Genomic DNA, 19,607 nt, shown 5'->3' with positions numbered 1-19,607 from the left:
AAAATAATTCGTAAAAATAATTAAAAAATGTTAACATTAAGAGGTCAACTATAATTAACAAAAACTTAACCTCTTTATTGTCTCAAAAATAAAATTAGAATGTAGTTTTGTTATGAAAAGAAAATTATTAACAAAAAAATTAAATCATGAAAAAACTTTATTCTCTTTTTGCAACAATTGTAATGAGTGCGGTTGCTTTTGCACAAACAATTTACCTTTGGGATGGTAGTTCTGTAAATCCCATTTCCGGTACCAATGCTAATATTTCAAGCGTAGCATTTGCAGCAACTCAGGGAAATAATAATGGTACTACTAATTTAATTACTACTACATCTGTGTCTTCGGGATATACAGGAGCAAGCGGATCCAGTAATTTTGGTGCTGCAGCTTTTAAAGAGGCTCTTTCCACTGCAACAAGTACATATTTCAGTGTAACTGTTACTCCGGTTGCGGGTAATAAAGTAACTTTAAATTCTTTAAATTTAGGATCAAGAGGAACATCTACAGGACCTGGAAAGATCACAGTATATTCAAGTATTGATAACTATGCAACGGCGATAGGTACTGTAAATGTTAACAATAACAGTACATGGACATTGAATAGTATTACTTTTTCAGGGGCTAATCTTATAGGTGCCGAATCTGCTCCGGTTACTTTAAGAATCTATGGAAGCGACAGTCCTGGTACAGGAACTCCATCTTTGGGTACTGCCAACTGGAGAATAGATGATATTTCTTTAACGGTGACTTCGTCCAGTGCCACTTTAGCTGTTATTGATGCTAAAAACGTAAAATCAGGAAACTTTGTAAAGAACTCTTTCGTTAAAAACAATGAGATCATTTTCGGAGCTGATGTAAAAGATGTGAAAGTTTTCAATACGTTCGGACAACTTGTAAAAGAAGCTTCTGTAAAACAAAACGAAGCTGTAAGCGTTGCTGAACTGGCAAAAGGAAACTATATCATTACAGGTACCGTAAACAACAAGCCTGTTTCTCAGAAAGTACTTAAAGATTAATCTCTTTTAAATAAATATAACCAGCTGGTTCAATTGAGCCAGCTGGTTTTTTATGTGATGATTTCCTGATTTTTAGATTTTTATCTTATATATTTTCTTAATTTGGTGGTATTGTTTTTGATGTTTTATAAACAATCCATTTCTAAAATTATTACGATGAAAAAAATCTTTACTCTTGTTGGTCTTACCGTATTAGTTTCTTTTTCAAACGCCCAGATTGTGATCAATGAAATCTATGGTGGGGATGCCAATTCAGGCTCTGTCTTGAAAAATAATTATATCGTCCTTAAAAATATCGGAAATACCTTGGTTTCTTTAACGGGAGCAAGTATTCAATATGCTCCGGCGATAGGTGCTTTTACAGAATATCACACGCTGCCTGATTTTACTTTAGGGCCGGAAGAAACCTATTTAATTCAGGAATCAGCGATTGAAGGAGGCGTAGAAAATCTGCCAACACCGGATTTCATTGCAACTACCATCGTAAATTTTGATGGAACTCCCAACAAATCTTCCGGGTTAAAAATATCCAACGTATCAGGAAAAGTTGCGTTAGCAGGAAACATCGTACAGGTTACCGGACCATCTGCATCTAATGTTCTGGATTTTGTAGGATATGGATCCAATGCAGATCAATTTAAAGGAGATGGGCCAGCTCCTTCTCCCACTACCAGCACGGCTATCAAAAGAAATTTAGTAGGAAATAATGATAATAGGGAAGACTTCTCTCTCGAAGGTAGCGTGAAGTCCGGCTTTGTACAGAATCCATTTATAAAAGACAGTAAAATAGTATTCGGAACAGAGGTGAAAGACGTGAAAGTTTACGATACATTCAGACAGGTTGTTAAAAAATCACCTACTAAACTGGCTTCAGCTCTTGATATTGCAGAACTTCCGAAAGGAACTTATATTGTAACAGGAACGATTAACAATATCCCTATTTCGCAGAAAATTATAAAAGATTAGTTTTTAAATAAAAAAGGACAACCGATAACAGGCTGTCCTTTTTTTTTATTTTCAGAGTCTTAATACCAACCTCTTCTCGCTGCATTAATAATTGACCCGAGATTAAGAATCAAAGTGTATCTGATACGCTTGCCATAATCCTTGAATGAAGGCTCAAATCCCAAAGAAGATTGTATCGGGAAATAAACTTCCAGAAAATCGGGAATGATTCTTACTTTAACTCCGGTGTCCCATATGAATTTGGCAGGGAGATCTTTGTTCTTATACACTCCGGCATCTGCGTACACATGAAATATTTTCCATACACTGGAATCTACATTGGCAGAAGTGATCCATTGGTTCACTGTTCCCGGCAGGAAAGATTTAAAACCTCCGTCAGCTAATATAAACTGCTGGGAAAGAAGACCACTGCTGGCACTTTCTCCCAAGAGAGTATAAGAGAATGAATAGTTGGAAACCCTTGAAATTCCATAATCAAAAAGGTTATTTCGGGTATTGTTTCTTAAGAAGTATCCGGCAAATAAACGTAAGCTCAGCTTTTGTTTAGGTGCAAATTCCCATCTGTAGAAGCCTTCAGCCGTTATTTTATTGAAATCTTCCATTCCCTGGGCGCTCAGACTGAAACTTTTTTCATGAATCATCTGGCTGTCGCTGTAACCATAGCCGATACTCCAGAGATTATATTTGCTGTAATCATTATTGGCGATCATTTGCGGACTCAGATCTCTTTCAAAATAATTATAGGAAACGCCAAGACTTCTGCTAACGGTACTTCTTGGGTTCTTTCTGAAGTTAATAGAAGAAGAAATTGAGGTTTTTCTGTAAGCCAGATCATAATCATAATGAAAATAAGACCCTGAAAGTCCAAATGTTAAACTTCGGATAATGCTTTCTGCGGGAAGGATAGAATAGGAGACAGCTCCTGAACCGGTAAGTTTTCCTGTTCCGGTACTATAAGTTGGAGTTACCGAATACAGGAATTTCTGATCAAAGAAAGACTGATTTTTAAAATTGGCTCCCAGAAGAAATTTATCATACGTATTATTGAAACGTACCCTTGGGCTGATGTAAATTTCATTGTATTCCGGGTTAGGAATATCTTTTATTAATTTAAGCTTAATTTTTTTTGCATTGGAAAACAGTCCTTTCGCATACAGGAAGTTGTCCCTGTAATTGGATTCAGGGAAGATATAGCCGCTATTTAAGGTGGTTTTGTAAATATTATCTGATGCAGGAAGTGACAGGCTGGTGGTACGTTCATTTTCCTCCGTGTCTATCCAGTACGTTTTCTTTTCTCCTTCCCTGGTTTCTGTTTCCAGTTTTACAGGAATAGAGATGTCTGTATTTCTTACAATTTTTATTTGGAGAGAATCGTTATCCTTTCTAATATTTTTTAATTTAAAATCAACCCTGTTCTTCTGTTTGAAAAAGTTGGAGAGATAGGCTGTTGATTTATTATTTTCAGCAAGGGACGACAGAAATTCATCAGGATTAATTTTTTTTCCGGAATTCTGAGAAATATAGTTTTTTAAAATCGCATCAAATTGGTCATATCCCATTTTGTCTGCCGAATAATTGAAAAGACTTCCGGTTTCAAAGCTGCTGATAGCCATATCATTGAAATTACTCAAAACAGGGAAATGTTCATCGATTTTCTGATCAAGGTTCTGCAGCATGATATACTGATAGGAAAGCCCATAGCGGTCCAGAAGTTTTACTTTGGAGGCGTGGAATAACTTTAAAGGCTTAAGTCCAAAGATTCTGGTCTCGGGAAGTGTACCTAAAAGTTTTGTATCAGCATAGAATTTTTTGAGGTACTGAATTTCCAGATAAGATTTTAAACCATTTTTAAACCAATGATCTTTTTCTTTATCAGCAATTACGCCTTCGTCAAGAATTTTCTTGGCAATGATCCCAAAATAATCCATATCTGTTTTTTCGGTTTCGGTAAACAGGCGGAATCTGAATTTCCAGAAAGTAATATCATTATTCCCGAAAAAGTCTTCTTTGGCTCTGAACTTATCAGAAATAAAAATACTTTTCGGAAGATATCCGATGCGTTCTTTAATGAATTTTAATTGTAAAGGAAGGTAAAACTCCAGGTTTTGTTTTTCATCCGGTTTCAGATTGTATCCAAATTTGATTTCAATTTCATCTCCGTCAACATTGGTTTTGATGGATTGGAATTCTGTTGTAGAAATCAGGAATTCAGGGTCCGAGTCCAGATATCCCTTAAATGAATTCATCTGAACCTGTGGAAGATTACCTTCAACAAAACTATTTACAGGGATGTCAAAGTTAATGGTCCAGAAAGTATTAAAACTTACCTGTTCCTCAATATCATGATAGTTTCTTCTGGAAATATTGTCCGGATCAAAATGATCCGGAACAATAAAGAAATATTTTAATACAGTATTCTGAGCGGATGTCCCGTATCCTGTAAAAGTTTTATCGGGAAGCTGCATCCTGTATTGCAACTGTAGGGTGACGCTTTCGCCAGGTTTTAATACGTTCTTCAGAGGAATAAAAAGATTCTCATCTGAAAGGGTATTGACGGGAAGGACTTCATCTTCAGAATTTTTAATATTCAGTTCAAGAAGTTTTCCCAATTGATCATTTTTTGCAAAATGCAAATCATTATTCCGGTCTTCCAGTTTTCTGTAGACTAAAGAAGTTCCCCGTTTATTGTACGCGGAAACCCAATTCAGGAGTTTTATGGTTTGAAGGTCTTTCCCGGAATGATTGTAATACACAATTTCCTGGCGGACCTCAAGGTTCTTTTTGTCAGGAGACAGTTTTGTTTCAATATATATACTGTCTGTCTGCGCAGAAACCTGTACAACTCCCCATAACAAAATAAGGCAAATGCTGATCTTTTTCAAATATTCGTGATAAAGCCCAAATATAACTTATTTTGTATATACTTTATAGCATTTTAACCTTGAATTGCTTTTTTTTCCAAAGAATTAATATAAGCATTCCATCCCTCTGTTTTATAAGTGATTGCTGATGCTTCAGGATCGTTGGATTTATAAATTCCTCTTCCTACGATAATAAAATCTGTGTGAAGGGTTTTGAAAACATGCTCCGGTGTGTTGTACTGCTGTCCTTTACCATCTCCGGAATCTGCAAGGTTTACTCCCGGAGTGAACAATAACAGATCTTCAGGAATTTTATTCTGAGATACACCTCCAATTACATTTGGATGAGATAAAGCTACCTTTAAAGCTTCTTCACGATAGCTTGCAGTTGTCAGAGCTCCTTTGGAAGACATTCCAACGATGGCTACCACTCCTACATTTTTGAAGCAGTCTAATGATTCAAAACCTCCGATTACCTGAGACGTTACGAAATCTGCCCAATCTGTAATTTTGAAAACCCCGCTTGTGAACTGAAGTTCCTGAGTGTTTCCGATATCAGCAAATTTTCTGTCTTCCATCAGTAAGAACTGGTGTTTTGCAGCAATAGCTTTTAAAGGAGTGATTGTTTTTTCGTATTCGAAATCAGAAATAATATCGATATGCGTTTTTAAAGCAATAATATGCGGACCAACTTTTTCAGCAAGCTCCAACAGCTCCTGAGTTGTAGTAACATCTGCAGAGGCAATAAGGTTTGATTTTTTTGCTAAAGCTGTTTCCAGTAATTTTTTTGAAACGGAATGCTGTGTTACCTGAAGTTTCTGCTCATAAGAAGATCTGGTTTCTTCTTCGAACTGAATATGATTTCCCTGAAGGAAGTCCTGGATTCTATTTACTTCTTCATCTGATAATTCACCTGTTTCCTGAAGAATGTTGCATACTTCTGAAATATTGAAAAGAGTGTGTACTCTGTATCCTTTGCTTTCCAGTAATTGCTTTCCTCCCTGTTCTCTGTCAAGTACCACCACAATGTCAGAAACTTTAAGATCTTCCTGTTCTATTTCAGGAATGGTTTCCAGCAAAGATTTTCCTGAAGTGATCACGTCTTCTACCAGAAGGCAGTTTTGTCCTTTCTGGTAAATTCCTTCAATCAGCTTCTTGGTACCGTAGCTTTTCGCTTCTTTTCTTTTAATAATTAATGGAATATAGCTTTCCAGAGACATTGCAGTAGCCATAGGAAGCGCAGCATAAGGAACTCCACAGATTAAATCAAAATTATCTAACGGAAGCATTTCCAGTAAATAATTAGCAAGATTTTTTAAAATTTTAGGATCTGAAGCCAAAGGTCTCAGGTCTACATAAAAAGGACTTTCAATACCACTTTTCAGGGTAAACCTTCCGAATTTAATGATTCCTAGTTTGTAGCACTCTAAGAAGAATTCTTTTTTACTTTCCATTATTTTTTATTAGATACTGCAAATTTAAGGAATTGAAATAAGGCTTAAAAATTTATCGCTCATTTGTCAATAAAAAACCATCCCGGATTGACCGGGATGGTGTTAAAAATATAATAAACTATTATTTTACGATTTCAGCATCAATGACTTGGGCACCACTGTATTTTTGCTGGGCTTCCCATAATAAAAACTTGTCAACCTCTTTGATGAGCTTAGGAATGGTAAGTGACAATACTGCCAGATCATCCATGACTCCAAGAACCGGTATCACAAATTCAGGAAGGAGGTCAATAGGGGAGAGTACATATAAAATCCCCAGTAAAGGAAGAATAATGTCTATGGATTTCATAGGATAAATTCCTTTTCTCCACATTTTGACCATTCTGAAAATATCAGGGATCTTTTTGATAAAGCCCTTATGATTGATGGCTTCTTTTGCAAGATTTAATTTTGAATATTTCATTTTGTGTTTGGATTAATAAATTTTTCAATGCTATAAAATTCGCAAATCCTGTACCAACAAATTATAAAATTTAGTTAAAATATTATTTGATAATATTGTCAATGAACTGGTGCACAGTCTCTGTGTTCCAGTCTTTTGTGGCATCCTCTTTAATAAGGATTCTTCCGTGTTTATCCAGCAGGAAAGTGGTAGGGAATACCTTTGGAAGAATTTTCTCAGAAATCGGACTCTGAGCAATATACACCGGAACGGTATAATTATTATCTTTCAAAAACTTTCTTACATCCTCTTCCTTATCATTCATGGCAATCAATACAAAATCTACATGATCTTTTCTGGTATCATATAGTTTCTGGATAGAAGGCCATTCTTTTCTGCAAGGTGGGCACCATGTCCCCCAGAAATTCAGGAAAACACCTTTGTCTTTAAAGTTTTTAAGATTAGTGCTTGGTGCATTAATCCCTTTAAGCTCTATATCATAATCCTCTTCACTGATATGAACTGCATTTTCTATAGTTGCTACCGGAAAGAAGGTTTCTTTTAGAAAGTTTCTTACCCCTGGCATAAAAGCAACACCAGCGATAATGACAATAATTACAAGATAAATGATATTTTTTTTCATATCTCTTTTTTATAGAAGATCCAAAATTTCCTGAACAGCATCTTTCCCTCTGTTTTTAGCATAATATATCTGCAGGTCATTATAGAAAGAATCTTTTGGATAGGCTTCAGGATCAGCTTTATATTTCATGAGAAGTTCATATCCATATTTGGGACGCGGTCCCCACGAATTTTTTACATTCAGGTCCTTGTCTAGGATAATGACTTTCGGGATAGATTCCGTACCATTGGTCAGAAACTGATTGATTAAGCTTTTATCACTGTCTCTCAGGAATACCCTTACTTCATTATGTCCTTCAAAAAATCTGAAAAGAGCAGGTACTGTTGCACTTGCATCTCCACACCATGCTTCAGAAATAATCAGAATCTTTCCGTCAAAGTTCTTGGAAGAAAGTTCTTTCAGCTGCTCTTCATCCGGGACGTATTTTTTTACCGTTCGGTCCATTCTCTGAAGACCCAGCTCATAATATTGTTTATAGTCAGCTTCCTGTTGGTTGGCAGGATTCTCTAATCTTTTTTTTGCAATCTGAAGGTATTCTTCAAACGAAATTCCTTTATCCCAGTAATTTTTCATTACTAAAAATATTTATGTTAAAAATTATTGATGTTTCTTGTTTTGTTGATCAAAAATAGGTCTGCCAGTACAAATGCAGCAAGACTTTCCACTACAGGAACAGCTCTCGGAACTACACAAGGATCGTGGCGTCCTTTTCCTTCTACAATGACAGGATTTCCATCTTTATCAATACTGTCCTGAGGTCTCAGAATAGTAGCTACAGGTTTGAAAGCCACACGGAAATAGATATCCATTCCGTTTGAAATTCCACCCTGGATACCTCCTGAAAGGTTAGATTTTGTAGTGAAATCTGTATTGAAGGCGTCATTGTGCTCTTTTCCGGTCATTTTAGCACCGCAGAAACCGCTTCCATATTCAAAACCTTTGCATGCATTGATATTCAGCATTGCTTTTGCCAGTTCAGCCTGAAGTTTTGAAAAGATAGGTTCACCAATTCCTACAGGAACATTCTTAATCACACATGTAATTGTTCCTCCAATAGTATTCCCTTCTTTTTTGATCTCTTTGATTCTTGCAATCATCTTTTCTGCCGTTTCAGCATCCGGACAACGAACGTCATTGCTTTCTGTTTGGGAGAAATCTAAAGCCTGATAAGGTTTTTCACAGAAAATATCACCTACGGAAGATACGTAAGCATTGATCTCAATGTTCGGTAAAAGCTGCTTGGCAAGTGCCCCCGCAACTACCCAGTTCATGGTTTCTCTTGCAGAAGATTTTCCACCACCACGGTGATCTCTGAAACCAAATTTCTGGTCATACGTGAAATCTGCATGACTAGGACGATACGCCCCGGCAATATGATCATAATCTTTCGATTTCTGATTTTCGTTTTCGATGATAAAACCGATGGGTGTACCAGTTGTTTTTCCATCAAAGATTCCGGAAAGAAACTTTACCGTGTCACTTTCTTTTCTTTGTGTAACGATTGATGACTGGCCGGGTTTTCTTCGGTTCAGTTCGTACTGAACCTGATTGAGATCTACCGCTAAACCTGCCGGAAAATTATTGATGATACCGCCATAAGCCACTCCGTGACTTTCTCCAAATGTTGTAAGACTAAGAAGATTACCTAATGTATTGAACATGATACAAAATTACCTTTTTTTCTTCAGATAATAAAGTTTCTGGATTTGTTCTATTTATCAGTGTTTTTGATATTATTGATAACCTTTTGGGCTTCCTCTTTTTCTGCTGAAGTCATTTTTTTTGAGATAAATCCTTTTTTGATATCCTTTTTGTCTAAAAGTTGTGGGAAAATCCCCGCTTTCACATCATCAGAAAGATAAGCCGGAGTAATTGCCGGAAGTGGGGTGTCAAAACTATAAGGATAATGGTGAGAAACATTAAATTTAAAATTTCCTACCTTATAGGTGTCAAACTGCTGATATTCATAGGTTGCAGGCTTGTAAATCTGTTCTTTTTCAAATCCGGTCATAAAACTTCCCACCCTGAAACTGGGAATAGATCTCTGGATCAATTCAGGAAACGATAAGATTGAAATACATAATAAACTGAGCGCAGAAAAAGTAATAATGGATTTCTTCCGATCAAAATATTCATAAAACAGAACAAAGAATATCACGAAGAATACATCTGTAAAAAATCTGTATTGGGCTGAAAAAGCCAGAACTAATATACTTTTTATCAACAAAGAAATACAAAGCAGGGTGATGAGTTTTCTCTTTTTAATCCAGGCAAATACGGAGAAAATAACTAAGCTTAAAACAAAGAGAATATTGATTTTGGATTTTATTCCATCCAAAGAAAACCAGTTTCTGATATAATCAATAGTTGAGAATTTTTGTATTTCCTCAAACGTGTACTGCATATCATAGGTTTTCATGATGGCAAATTGTGAAGAAATTTTTAAAATCTCCGGATCAGGCTTCCAGGGTACTCCGACATCACCTGTTGCTATGGGAAATACCGGATATCCGAATGTCCAGATATTCTTAATGAAGAATAAAAATAAAATTGAACCCCCAAAAAGAAATTGTTTAAAGGTACTTTTACAAATTAAAACAAAGTTTAAGAAAACGAAAACAGGCAACCATAGCATCGTAGGTTTTATAGTAAAAACAAAAACAGAAAAGGCAAAAAGGAGCGTGGTATTACTGTTTCCGGCTGTAATTTCATTTAAAATGATTAATGAAAAAATAATTACAGGAAGATCAGGGCTTGGAGATTGCGAAAACAGCAGTAATATCGGTAGAAAACAAAGATGAACCCAGTTTTTCCTTTCAATACTATAGATACTGTAAATTATAAGCAATAGGGTATTAATTCTTAAAAACGGATCAGAAAAATTGGAAAATCCCGCCTGAAAAATATGCCACACAGACATTTGTCCCAAGGTGAGGTCAACATTCGAGATTCCCTTTATCAGTCCATATTCTGTGAGCCATTTCAAAGTGGGAACATAATAACCGAAATGATCCAATATATAAGGGTAGAAAGAACCGGCAAATATAGCAGTCACAGAACTTACGCTCAAAACTAGACACTCTTTTTTTGAAAAGTGATGGAATTCCTGATAAAGTTTATTTTTAAAGAAAAAAAATAGACCCAATAGTACTGAAGGCGCTTCCACCTTGATATTTAAGGGAATGAAAAAAGAAAGAATGGTCCATATCAGGCTTATTCCAAGGATTCCTGATAAAATTTTCCCGGAGATACCCTGGAATAAAATTCCCCATATATTTTCCATGATCTTTCCCCAGCCCATCAGGACAGGAATAATGAAAATGGAAGAAAACAGAATTAACACCATAAAAAAAGATTGCTTAAAAGTAAGCAATCTTTATATTTTATCATTAAAAATATTTATTAACGGGGTTGTACCCTTCCGTCTTTTCTATCCTGTGATCTACCAATGGTATATCCGGTTGCACCACCTACAACACCACCAATTACAGCTCCTAATCCTCGGTTTTTCTTAGCAATAAGTGCTCCGGCAGCAGCTCCACCTACCGTACCAATAACAGTTCCTTTGGCAGCTTTACTCCATCCTTTTTTCTGAGTAGTTCCCTGTGAAGTACCACTTCCGTTATTAGCATAACTTCCGTTGCTGCTTCCTGATCCAGAATTGGAGTTTCTGTCTCTATATATTGTTCGGGTTTCTCTGATTACCTGTGGTTTTGAATTATTTTCGGCAGCAGCTCTCGCTTTTTTGCTTTCTGATACACTATCTGCTTTTTTCTGCGCTTCATATACCATTTTTTCCTTTTCAATAGCCAGTTTTTGTTTTTCTATTTCAAGTTGTCTGGCCTGAAATTCAAGTTTCTGTGCTTCCAGTGACTTTTCTGCAACACTGTCATCTTTCTTGCAGGCCGTCATTAAAAAGACGGATAAAAAACCTGCTAATACTATCTTTCTCATAATTCAAATTTTAATACGATCAAGCCAAAATGACTTTGATTTTAATTCTATTTTCAATTATGAAGCCAAATTTTAGTTAATAAGTGTTAAAATTGATAATTAAAAAGAGAGTTAATTTTATATAATGATCAGTTTTGTACTGTTGATGGTAGATTTCAAAGGTTGAAAAATAAAGGTTGATTATTTTAAGTTCTATGCTTTTTAGGATAAAATAAAAAAATAAAGTAAATATTATTATGCTTCCAATCTTCTTTTTTGTTTTTAAAAGTATTTGTAAATTTTATTTCACTGATAGTTTTTATTAAATTCATATAAGTTGAGTATTTTTGAATACCAAATTACTTGTTATATGAAAAAATCAATTTTTACAGTATCAGCATTTATTGGATTGCTGGCTGTTGCAACATCGTTTTCCTCCAGGGAAATAACAGAACCCCATAAAGGTAGTTCAGAAATAGCTGATAAAGCACTAAAAACCCAGACTTATAAGATCCGGTATGGCCTTCTTTCTAAAAACGGAACAAAAATTCTGTCAGGAAATTATGATGTAGGAAGTTTCCTTGCAGAAAATATGACGACCGGGGAAGTGTATGATACATATTATAGTGGAGGATTTCAATCTGTTCCACAATATTATGATGGGCTTCCTGCTGGAACTTATACTTTTTCGGCAATGCAGGGGCAAGGTGGATGGGTTGGCTATGGAACCGTAGTTGCTACAGTTTCTGACGCACAGGTAGATGCTGATGGATATATCACAGTGTATATTCCAATCATTTGGGAAGAATAAGCCTTGTGAGCAAACAAATATTTAGCTAAATTTACCCATTCCAGAGATGAAGATATTTTCAGTCATTACATTTGATTTTTATATTAAATATAAACTATAAAGTATTTTGTAATGTAAATTATATTTGATTTGTCTTCAGGTGCGGTTTGATTCTTATAGAAAGTATTCATTCTTCTGTTCCTATACTGTGTTATATTTTCTGCTTGGAAAATGTAGACTATATTGGTCATGCTGAATGACTCTACAATATTCTGTTTGGATTTTTCTAAATAGATTTTTTTCATCATTTGTGTTTTTTAGGCCTCCGTCAGGAGGCCGTTTCTTTTTGATGCTTTATGATTTTGCGCATATACTCATTGTTCAAAAACGGATACTTTTATTACAAACATTTTTCATTCCATATTTTATAACAAAAGGCTGCTCAATTTGAGCAGCCTTTTTACTTATATATTATCTAAAGTAACTTTTATTTTACTGATGAGACGGTGCATTCTGCGGGTCTGGTAATTCAAAAGATCAAAAATTTCATTTGAACCGGTAAAAACTTCAGGAACAACTTTGTGATTAATGGTTTTTATTCCCCGTCTTTTCATCGTGTCATGAATTACTCTTGCAAATGATTCCTTTGCACTTTGTTTTGCTTTGTCCTGAGAAATTCCGTTGGAATGCAGTCTGTAGAGGTACAAAGGATCTTTGAGGTATTTCACTTGCCCCTGCTCCAGTATTTTCAGATAAAGATCCTGATCTACTGCGTTTTTCAGATTTACATTAATGCCTGCAGTTCTTAAATAAATCTTTCTTTTAAAGGTGAAGAAATGGGCAAACTGAATAGGATAGTTGAAGAAATAGCGGTTGTTATAAATTTGTTTAGTGCCTGTATAAATTTTTTCCGGAACAAGGTTTTCATTGCACAGTATCATTTGAGAATATACGGCAGCAAGATCTTCTCTGTTCTTAAATTCCAATGTTACCTTTTCCAGTGCTTCCGGATGAAGTGCATCATCAGGATCAAGATATGCACATAAATCTCCCTGAGCATAGTTCATGCATTTAGCTTTGGTAAATCCACAACCTTTATTAATGGCATTATGATAAAGCTTAAAACGGGAATCATTTTTAATCAGAGACTTTATGATCTCTACCGAATCGTCTGTAGAGGCATCATCAATAATAATTACCTCCCAGTTTTCGTAGGTTTGATTGATTAATGAATGATAGCACTCCTTGAAATACTTTCCATTATTATAGTTTGCTATAAGTATAGAAAAATTTGCCACAGTTTCTTGAATTAATAATGTAAAATTATAAAATTATATATGTGGAAAACATAACCTCGATCATCATATATCGGGTATTTTTTTCTTATATTTTGCACACTAGGTAGTGTATTATGTTTTTTTAAGTGTAAAATGTTTCACAGCTATAAGAAATATGATTCTATAGATTTTGATTATTGTCTTTTTTTGAGAAATAAAGTTGATGATCGGGAAATTCAGTATTTAAAAGAAATAATAATTTTATGATTATACTCATAAAATAAAAAAAAAGACTGGTATATCTTTGGCTTAGAATTAATAGATAAAATAATTTTTATCTCTGATATAAAATTTTTTTTCATCATTTGTGTTTTTTGAGGCCTCCATTTCTGGGGGCTTTTTATATAAAAGAATTGAAGTGATATTTTTATGTTGATCTTGATGAAATTTTATTTTTATGTCATAACGGGTAAAGTGTGCCAATTTGTTATTTGAAATACTTTTTTATGGCAGATGAGCTATGTTAAATTTTTTTTATGTCCTGAATGTAAATTTTATTTTATTAAAATGTAAATTATTTTTTTTTTAATACTTTTGCCGGACAATTAGATTTATCTGAAACTATTAAAGGTAATTATGAGGAGGTTTTTAAGGTATCAGTATAATCTGTTTTAAATGTTGAATTGGTTAAAATGGTGCTACAGTAAGAAAATGACTTTTTTTCTCAAAATCATTATTCTTGGCACGATTTTTCAATATAGAAATGTAACTCATGTTTAATTTGAGTTTTCATGGTTATTAGTTTTTATCCTCGGAATTTCCGAGGATTTTTTTTTGCCCAATATGACGCTACTCATAAAAGTTTGTTGGATTAATCCTCTATTTTTGAAGGAGATAATTTTCTATCCATCATTACTTTTTACATTATTTATCAAGCTCTTCTGTGATCTGAAGGGCTTTTTTTGTATCATTAAAAGAGGAAAATTATATTACATTATAAATAAAAAGCCGTACAGGTTGAATAACCCGTGAAAGAATACTGTCAGCATAAAACTGTAGGCATGGGCGTGCTTGTTGTAATAAATATAGAGATTGTTTAAAATAATGCCTCCAAAAAATGTCATGACAATATATAGCCCATTATAATAATGCATGGATGCAAAAATGATACTCATAATAATTATACAAAGTACTTTATTGCTGATCTTCATCCATTGGCTTAAAACTAAGTATGGGAGATACTGAAATAAAAATGTTTCCAGAAAAGGAGCGATAAATATGGCAATGAAGTTTAATTCATCCTTTGAAATATTATTGTGCTTATTGTGGTTGATATCAAAATGAAAATAGGTATCATTAATGTAATTAAAAAAATATCCATTCAAAAGGGCAAGTGCGAATGAAATAATAAAAAAGGATATTGATTTTTTCATACGTAATATTGATGATAAAGAATGTAATAATAAAACAACAACAAATATAAAAACAAAAAAACCTCTAAATAACTTAGAGGTTTTTTCTGAGGTACCTAGCGGATTCGAACCGCTGTAGATGGTGTTGCAGACCACTGCCTAGCCGCTCGGCCAAAGTACCATTTTTACCATTTTTGAGGTGTGCAAATATAGTAAAATTTCTTTATGAACAAAAGTTTTTAAGCAATTTCTTTCTTTCCAAGATCCTCAATTTCGCTTTTCGCTTGAATTTCAGCCTGATAATTTTTGATGTTAATTACCCTTGTTTCACTCCATTTATCATGCCAGCCATTTTCACCGAAAAAGGAAAGCGTATCAAAAGGAACAATTCTCGAAATATTTCTGATAAGATAGTCATTGAAAGTAGGCTCAGTGCCATCTGTACAAATGACTTTAGTTCCTGTAATATACTTGCCGACCGACCTTCCTTTGGTAAAATACTCTATCAGAAAAGTGTATATAAAGTAGATAAGAGAGGTTATCAGTATATCAAGGAATCTATTCATTTCTGACATTTTATAAACAATCTTAATCAGAAAGTCAATATTGGCAAGGTTGTACAGCAAGGAAGCAATAAAGCCCAAAGCAAGAAAAAAAGCTGAGATTACAAGTCTGTCAATAAAAAAATTAGCAAATCTGGTCAGCTTTTCAGCTCTGTTTCGGTCTACAATGACTAAATATTTTCTCATGGTCGGTTATTAGTTTTTGGTTTAGTTTTTTTTGTTTAAAATTTTAGAACCCGTTGACAATAAGCTTTAATGAAGCATTCGTATCAATAACGGCCGTAATTCCTGTATTGCTGAGCAGAATTTTGCTGGGTTTAAGATTGAAAACTTTTCCGTTCATTTTTAATCCTTTATAATATTCTTTGTTGAATGCTTCTTCAATACTTTTTCTCGAGGTTTCTTCCAGTTCCTGAGTGGGGATGCCATATTCTTCTTCAATCATTTTTACGATTTTTCCCTGAAACAGAAGAGAGGCCGTTTTCTGCAGAATATTGGTGGTTTTCAGTTTGAATTTCGTTTCTGACAAAACAATTTTTCTTTTTGTCTCATCATACACGGGAATTCCTGAAATGATAGAAGTCCCCTTTATATAACCATCGGTTTGAGCTTCAATAACTACTCTGTCATCAACACCATACACTCTGATGTCTGTTACTTTTACTTTAGAGTCGCGTATGTCAAACTCCTTATTCAGGAAAGTTTTTCTCGCCATACTGCTTGCCTCAGTAAAAGGAATATTGGCTGTAGTCTGCAAAATAAACTTATCAGCAACTGTAGGGGTTGTATTAAAATTGGCAACACTGGTCACAGGAGAAGATGCGGCAGGTTTATTCCCTGTAAATGTTTCGGAAAAGATATCAACCCCAAATGTAGCGTTGATCTGATTTCCATAAAATTTTAAAGGAGTAATATTAACGCCCACAGGACTTACTTTCAGCCATGTATTATATTCCTCAGAAATATTGAAGGGCTGTAGAAAGGTATTCCAGGCCATCAAGGCATACTGCTGGAAATTCAGCTGTGTAGCCATCTGCTGATCAATGGTTTTACAGAATTTTTCCTGTTGCTCTTTTAAACTTTTTTCAACAATAGAAGTAATGGGAATCTGGATTCTTCCATAATCAAGCACAGGTTTACTTACCCATCTGAAACCGTTCGGCCGGGTACTCGTCGTAATAGTCCAGTTATTTTTAAATGTAACGGTTGTATTGAAAGACATTACCGTTTCGAAAGTAGTATTCTGGTAGGTATAAACTCCCAATGTACCGATTCCTTTTTCAGCCCATATTTTTAAAGGAACTTCGATCAGCAGATTCTGACTGGTTCCACCTACAAGGCGGATAGGTCTGGTTTTCCAAACTTTTACCTTGAACTGATCATTGTTATTATCAGTATAGGAGTCATCCTGATAAACCAGATCTTTCACGGAAGCATTGATCATATTGCTAAGCTCAGAAAGGGGAATTGTCACAGGCATGGTAATACTGGACTTTATCTTTGGGAAGTTATAAGCCGCCAGCTGATTATCTACACCAGTCTGACCAAAAACACTAACCCCTGCTACTAAAAATAATATTTTAACGAATTTCAATTTGAATGTTTTTTTTATAAACGAAAATAAGAATTTTAATTTTCCGGTTTAAAACTCTTTTCCAACTCAATACTTGCTCCTTTCATTTCGCCCTGCATCGGGGGAGCTGTTTTGGTAATTTTTAATTTAATATAATCGATCTGTGGAAAGCTGTTGTGAATTTTTGTAATCATTCTTCCGGCAACATGTTCCAGTAATCTGGATTTTATTTTCATTTCACTATGAAGGATTTCATTGATATCGGCATAACTTATAGTGTCATGCAAATCATCAGATTCTGCAGCTTTCCACAGATCGGTATGAAGTTCTATGTTCAGAATATAATACGTTCCAATGATATTTTCTTCAGGAAGTACACCATGGTACGCATATATTCGTACATCTTCAAGATATATTTTGCTCATTGCTTCAGATTTTATGAAGCAAAAATCGTCTTAATTCTTCAAAATCTGAATTTATTTCTACAGTTTTTTTCTCCTTTTTCATCAGGTCCTTCAAGGATTCAGGAATTTCAATCTGAGTATGAATAGCTTTTTCTACAGCATCAGGAAATTTTACCGGATGAGCAGTACCCAGAATAAATCCTTTCTGGTAAGGGTTTTCCTGCAGATATTTTTCCATTGAAGCAAAAGCTACAGCGCTGTGAGGCTCCAGAATGTACCCGTATTTCTTATAGACTTCCGTGATGGTGCTCATGGTTTGGTCATCATCAATGGAATAGGCTGAGATTTTATTTTGTAGTGTTTCAAACTGATGCCCGAAAAGCTCCAGAATTCGTACAAAATTACTCGGATCTCCTACATCCATAGCATTCGATAGGGTAGCAATTGCTTTTTGTGGCTGGTAGTTCTGGGTTGTAAAATAATCAGGAATTACATCATTGGCATTACAGGCGGCAATAAAATGACTGGCAGGCAATCCCCTGAAGTGAGCCAGCAATCCTGCACAGATATTTCCGAAATTACCACTTGGCACACAGATTACAGGATATTCCTTATGCTGCAGAACCCATTGTTTCAAAGCTATTAAATAATAAATCTGCTGAGGAAGCCATCTTGCTACGTTGATAGAATTGGCAGACGTCAAAAATAACTGATTGTTGATTTCTTTATCTGAAAAAGCCTGTTTAACAAGATTCTGACAATCATCAAAACTACCATTAACTTCCAGAGCTGAAATATTTTCGCCTAATGCCGTCAACTGTTTCTCCTGAACCGGACTGACTCTGTTTTTAGGGTACAGAATTACCACATTAATCTGCGGGATTTTATAAAACCCATGGGCAACAGCTCCTCCGGTATCTCCGGAAGTGGCAACAAGAACAGTAACCTTTTTTTCCTGATCTTTCAAAAAATAAGACAGACAGCGGCTCATAAATCTGGCCCCAATATCTTTAAAGGCCAGGGTAGGGCCATGAAACAATTCCAAAATGGAAATCTGCTCACTGATCTTCACCAGAGGTATTTCAAAACTCACCGTTTCTGCCACAATTTCTTTTAGAATTTCTGAAGGAATTTCATCACCCACAAAATCTTTCATACATCTGTATGCAATTTCTTCATTGGAATATTGATGTATATTTTGAATGAATTCTTCGTCAAAATGTGGAATACTTTCAGGGAAAAATAACCCTTTTTCTTTTCCCTGACCTTTTATTGTTGCCTCTCTGAAATCAATTTTTTCCGAATGGTCTTTTAAATTATAATATTTCATTTCTGTTTTTATGATTAAGATTCTTCTACGATTTGAACACCTGCTGGATTTATTTTTGAAACATAGACAAAACTTTCTATTTCAATTTCATTGTATACTGATTCCATCATCTGAGCAATTTTATCTGCTGTTTCTTTTTGTTCAGACAACATGAAAATTGATGGTCCTGAACCGGATATTCCTCCTCCCAAGGCTCCTAGTTGCAAACTTTTTTCTTTGATTTCATCAAACTTCGGAATCAGAATACTGCGGACAGGTTCTATGATGACATCATTGAGGCTTCTTCCAATCAATGAAAAATCATTTTTCTGAATTCCTGCTACCAGTCCGGCTATATTTCCCCATTGTTCTACAGCGCTTTTCAAACTGATATTTTTCTTTAAAATCTGTCTGGCATCTGAAGTTTTTACTTCCACCTGTGGATGTACAGCGGTTACAAATAAATCCGGGCTGTTCAAAGGGATGATATCAATCGGGTTGGTAGACTTCACCAGCGTAATTCCACCATAGATACATGGTGCGATATTGTCTGCATGGCGTACTCCTGAAGCCAGTTCTTCTCCAAACATGGCAAAATGAACCACTTCCTCCTTGGACAGTTTGTTTCCTAATAAAAGATTGGCCCCTAAGGCGGCTCCGGCGGCACTTGCCGCACTGGAGCCGAGCCCGCTTCCCGGTTTTATATGTTTATGGATAATGACCTCAAAGCCGTTTTTAAGATTAAAATATTCCTGAATTTTTACGAGAACAATCCCCGCAACATTGCTTGAAGGTTCTTCAGGAAGCCCGAAAGAGTCTGTATGTTTTATAATAATATCAGGAGTTTCCAATAATCTTAATTCCATTTCATCATAAGGGGCATGAACTGCCATTCCCAAAATATCAAATCCACAAACCAGATTGGCAACAGTGGCCGGGACTTTTAGTTTTACTTTTTTCATAA

18 protein-coding genes and 1 tRNA gene are annotated in these 19,607 nt (G+C 35.1%); 3 read left to right on the top strand and 16 right to left on the bottom strand.

The genetic code is table 11. From position 1 onward, the window contains the following. The first annotated feature begins 146 nt into the window (after positions 1–146). Positions 147–1,016 (top strand): T9SS type A sorting domain-containing protein, encoded by an 870-nt coding sequence (locus tag FB551_RS13800; protein WP_142017895.1) that lies wholly within the window; start codon positions 147–149, stop codon positions 1,014–1,016. A 156-nt stretch (positions 1,017–1,172) separates the two neighbouring features. After that, a complete protein-coding gene (locus FB551_RS13795; RefSeq protein ID WP_047435899.1) occupies positions 1,173–1,982 on the top strand; it encodes a T9SS type A sorting domain-containing protein in 810 nt (269 codons plus the stop codon). A 59-nt stretch (positions 1,983–2,041) separates the two neighbouring features. Here FB551_RS13795 and FB551_RS13790 read toward each other — a convergent pair whose 3' ends face one another. From FB551_RS13790 to FB551_RS13755, 8 genes are all read right to left on the bottom strand, one after another. Further along, positions 2,042–4,864: a gluzincin family metallopeptidase gene (locus FB551_RS13790; protein ID WP_226798694.1), complete on the bottom strand. Its 2,823-nt coding sequence runs from the start codon at positions 4,862–4,864 to the stop codon at positions 2,042–2,044. 53 nt (positions 4,865–4,917) lie between these two features. Continuing rightward, positions 4,918–6,297: an orotidine-5'-phosphate decarboxylase gene (gene pyrF / locus FB551_RS13785; RefSeq protein WP_142017894.1), complete on the bottom strand. Its 1,380-nt coding sequence runs from the start codon at positions 6,295–6,297 to the stop codon at positions 4,918–4,920. Positions 6,298–6,418: 121 nt separating this feature from the next. Next, on the bottom strand, positions 6,419–6,760 hold the full coding sequence (locus FB551_RS13780; protein ID WP_034694904.1) for a YkvA family protein: 342 nt from the start codon (positions 6,758–6,760) through the stop codon (positions 6,419–6,421). Between the two features lie 82 nt (positions 6,761–6,842). Beyond that, the gene (locus FB551_RS13775) at positions 6,843–7,382 is read right to left on the bottom strand and encodes a TlpA family protein disulfide reductase (RefSeq protein ID WP_142017893.1); all 540 of its coding nucleotides are present in this window, start codon (positions 7,380–7,382) and stop codon (positions 6,843–6,845) included. Between the two features lie 9 nt (positions 7,383–7,391). Further along, a complete protein-coding gene (locus tag FB551_RS13770) occupies positions 7,392–7,955 on the bottom strand; it encodes a thioredoxin family protein (RefSeq protein ID WP_142017892.1) in 564 nt (187 codons plus the stop codon). Between the two features lie 17 nt (positions 7,956–7,972). Then, a complete protein-coding gene (aroC, locus tag FB551_RS13765; protein ID WP_047435022.1) occupies positions 7,973–9,043 on the bottom strand; it encodes a chorismate synthase in 1,071 nt (356 codons plus the stop codon). A 50-nt stretch (positions 9,044–9,093) separates the two neighbouring features. After that, the gene (locus tag FB551_RS13760) at positions 9,094–10,728 is read right to left on the bottom strand and encodes an LIC_10190 family membrane protein (protein ID WP_226798693.1); all 1,635 of its coding nucleotides are present in this window, start codon (positions 10,726–10,728) and stop codon (positions 9,094–9,096) included. Positions 10,729–10,784: 56 nt separating this feature from the next. Further along, complete coding sequence (locus tag FB551_RS13755) at positions 10,785–11,336, bottom strand: YMGG-like glycine zipper-containing protein (RefSeq protein ID WP_142017891.1); 552 nt, start codon at positions 11,334–11,336, stop codon at positions 10,785–10,787. A 349-nt stretch (positions 11,337–11,685) separates the two neighbouring features. Here FB551_RS13755 and FB551_RS13750 point away from each other — a divergent pair, with 349 nt between their 5' ends. After that, positions 11,686–12,126 (top strand): hypothetical protein, encoded by a 441-nt coding sequence (locus tag FB551_RS13750; RefSeq protein ID WP_142017890.1) that lies wholly within the window; start codon positions 11,686–11,688, stop codon positions 12,124–12,126. A 443-nt stretch (positions 12,127–12,569) separates the two neighbouring features. Here the strand turns inward: FB551_RS13750 and FB551_RS13745 are convergent, their stop codons facing one another. The 8 genes from FB551_RS13745 to FB551_RS13710 all read right to left on the bottom strand — a co-directional run bounded on the left by FB551_RS13745 (position 12,570) and on the right by FB551_RS13710 (position 19,605). Beyond that, entirely contained in the window at positions 12,570–13,403 is an 834-nt protein-coding gene (locus tag FB551_RS13745) for a glycosyltransferase family 2 protein (protein ID WP_142017889.1), read from the bottom strand. 968 nt (positions 13,404–14,371) lie between these two features. After that, complete coding sequence (locus FB551_RS13740; RefSeq protein WP_142017888.1) at positions 14,372–14,815, bottom strand: CPBP family intramembrane glutamic endopeptidase; 444 nt, start codon at positions 14,813–14,815, stop codon at positions 14,372–14,374. A gap of 89 nt (positions 14,816–14,904) precedes the next feature. Then, positions 14,905–14,975, bottom strand: a tRNA-Cys gene (locus FB551_RS13735). 58 nt (positions 14,976–15,033) lie between these two features. Beyond that, on the bottom strand, positions 15,034–15,543 hold the full coding sequence (locus tag FB551_RS13730) for an RDD family protein (RefSeq protein WP_142017887.1): 510 nt from the start codon (positions 15,541–15,543) through the stop codon (positions 15,034–15,036). A gap of 43 nt (positions 15,544–15,586) precedes the next feature. Further along, positions 15,587–16,951 (bottom strand): DUF4403 family protein, encoded by a 1,365-nt coding sequence (locus tag FB551_RS13725; protein WP_142017886.1) that lies wholly within the window; start codon positions 16,949–16,951, stop codon positions 15,587–15,589. Positions 16,952–16,986: 35 nt separating this feature from the next. Then, positions 16,987–17,355, bottom strand: a complete 369-nt coding sequence (gene folB / locus FB551_RS13720) for a dihydroneopterin aldolase (protein WP_047435002.1) — start codon at positions 17,353–17,355, stop codon at positions 16,987–16,989. 4 nt (positions 17,356–17,359) lie between these two features. Next, positions 17,360–18,664 (bottom strand): threonine synthase, encoded by a 1,305-nt coding sequence (gene thrC, locus FB551_RS13715; RefSeq protein ID WP_142017885.1) that lies wholly within the window; start codon positions 18,662–18,664, stop codon positions 17,360–17,362. 14 nt (positions 18,665–18,678) lie between these two features. After that, positions 18,679–19,605, bottom strand: coding sequence for a homoserine kinase (locus FB551_RS13710; protein WP_142017884.1), 927 nt, complete (start codon positions 19,603–19,605; stop codon positions 18,679–18,681). Positions 19,606–19,607 lie beyond the last annotated feature (2 nt).

It is taken from the genome of Chryseobacterium aquifrigidense (genome assembly GCF_006716485.1).
GTDB classification, from domain to species: Bacteria; Bacteroidota; Bacteroidia; order Flavobacteriales; family Weeksellaceae; genus Chryseobacterium; species Chryseobacterium vietnamense.
The sequence above is the reverse complement of the archived record's forward strand: the minus strand, read 5'-3'. Positions and strand labels throughout refer to the sequence as shown.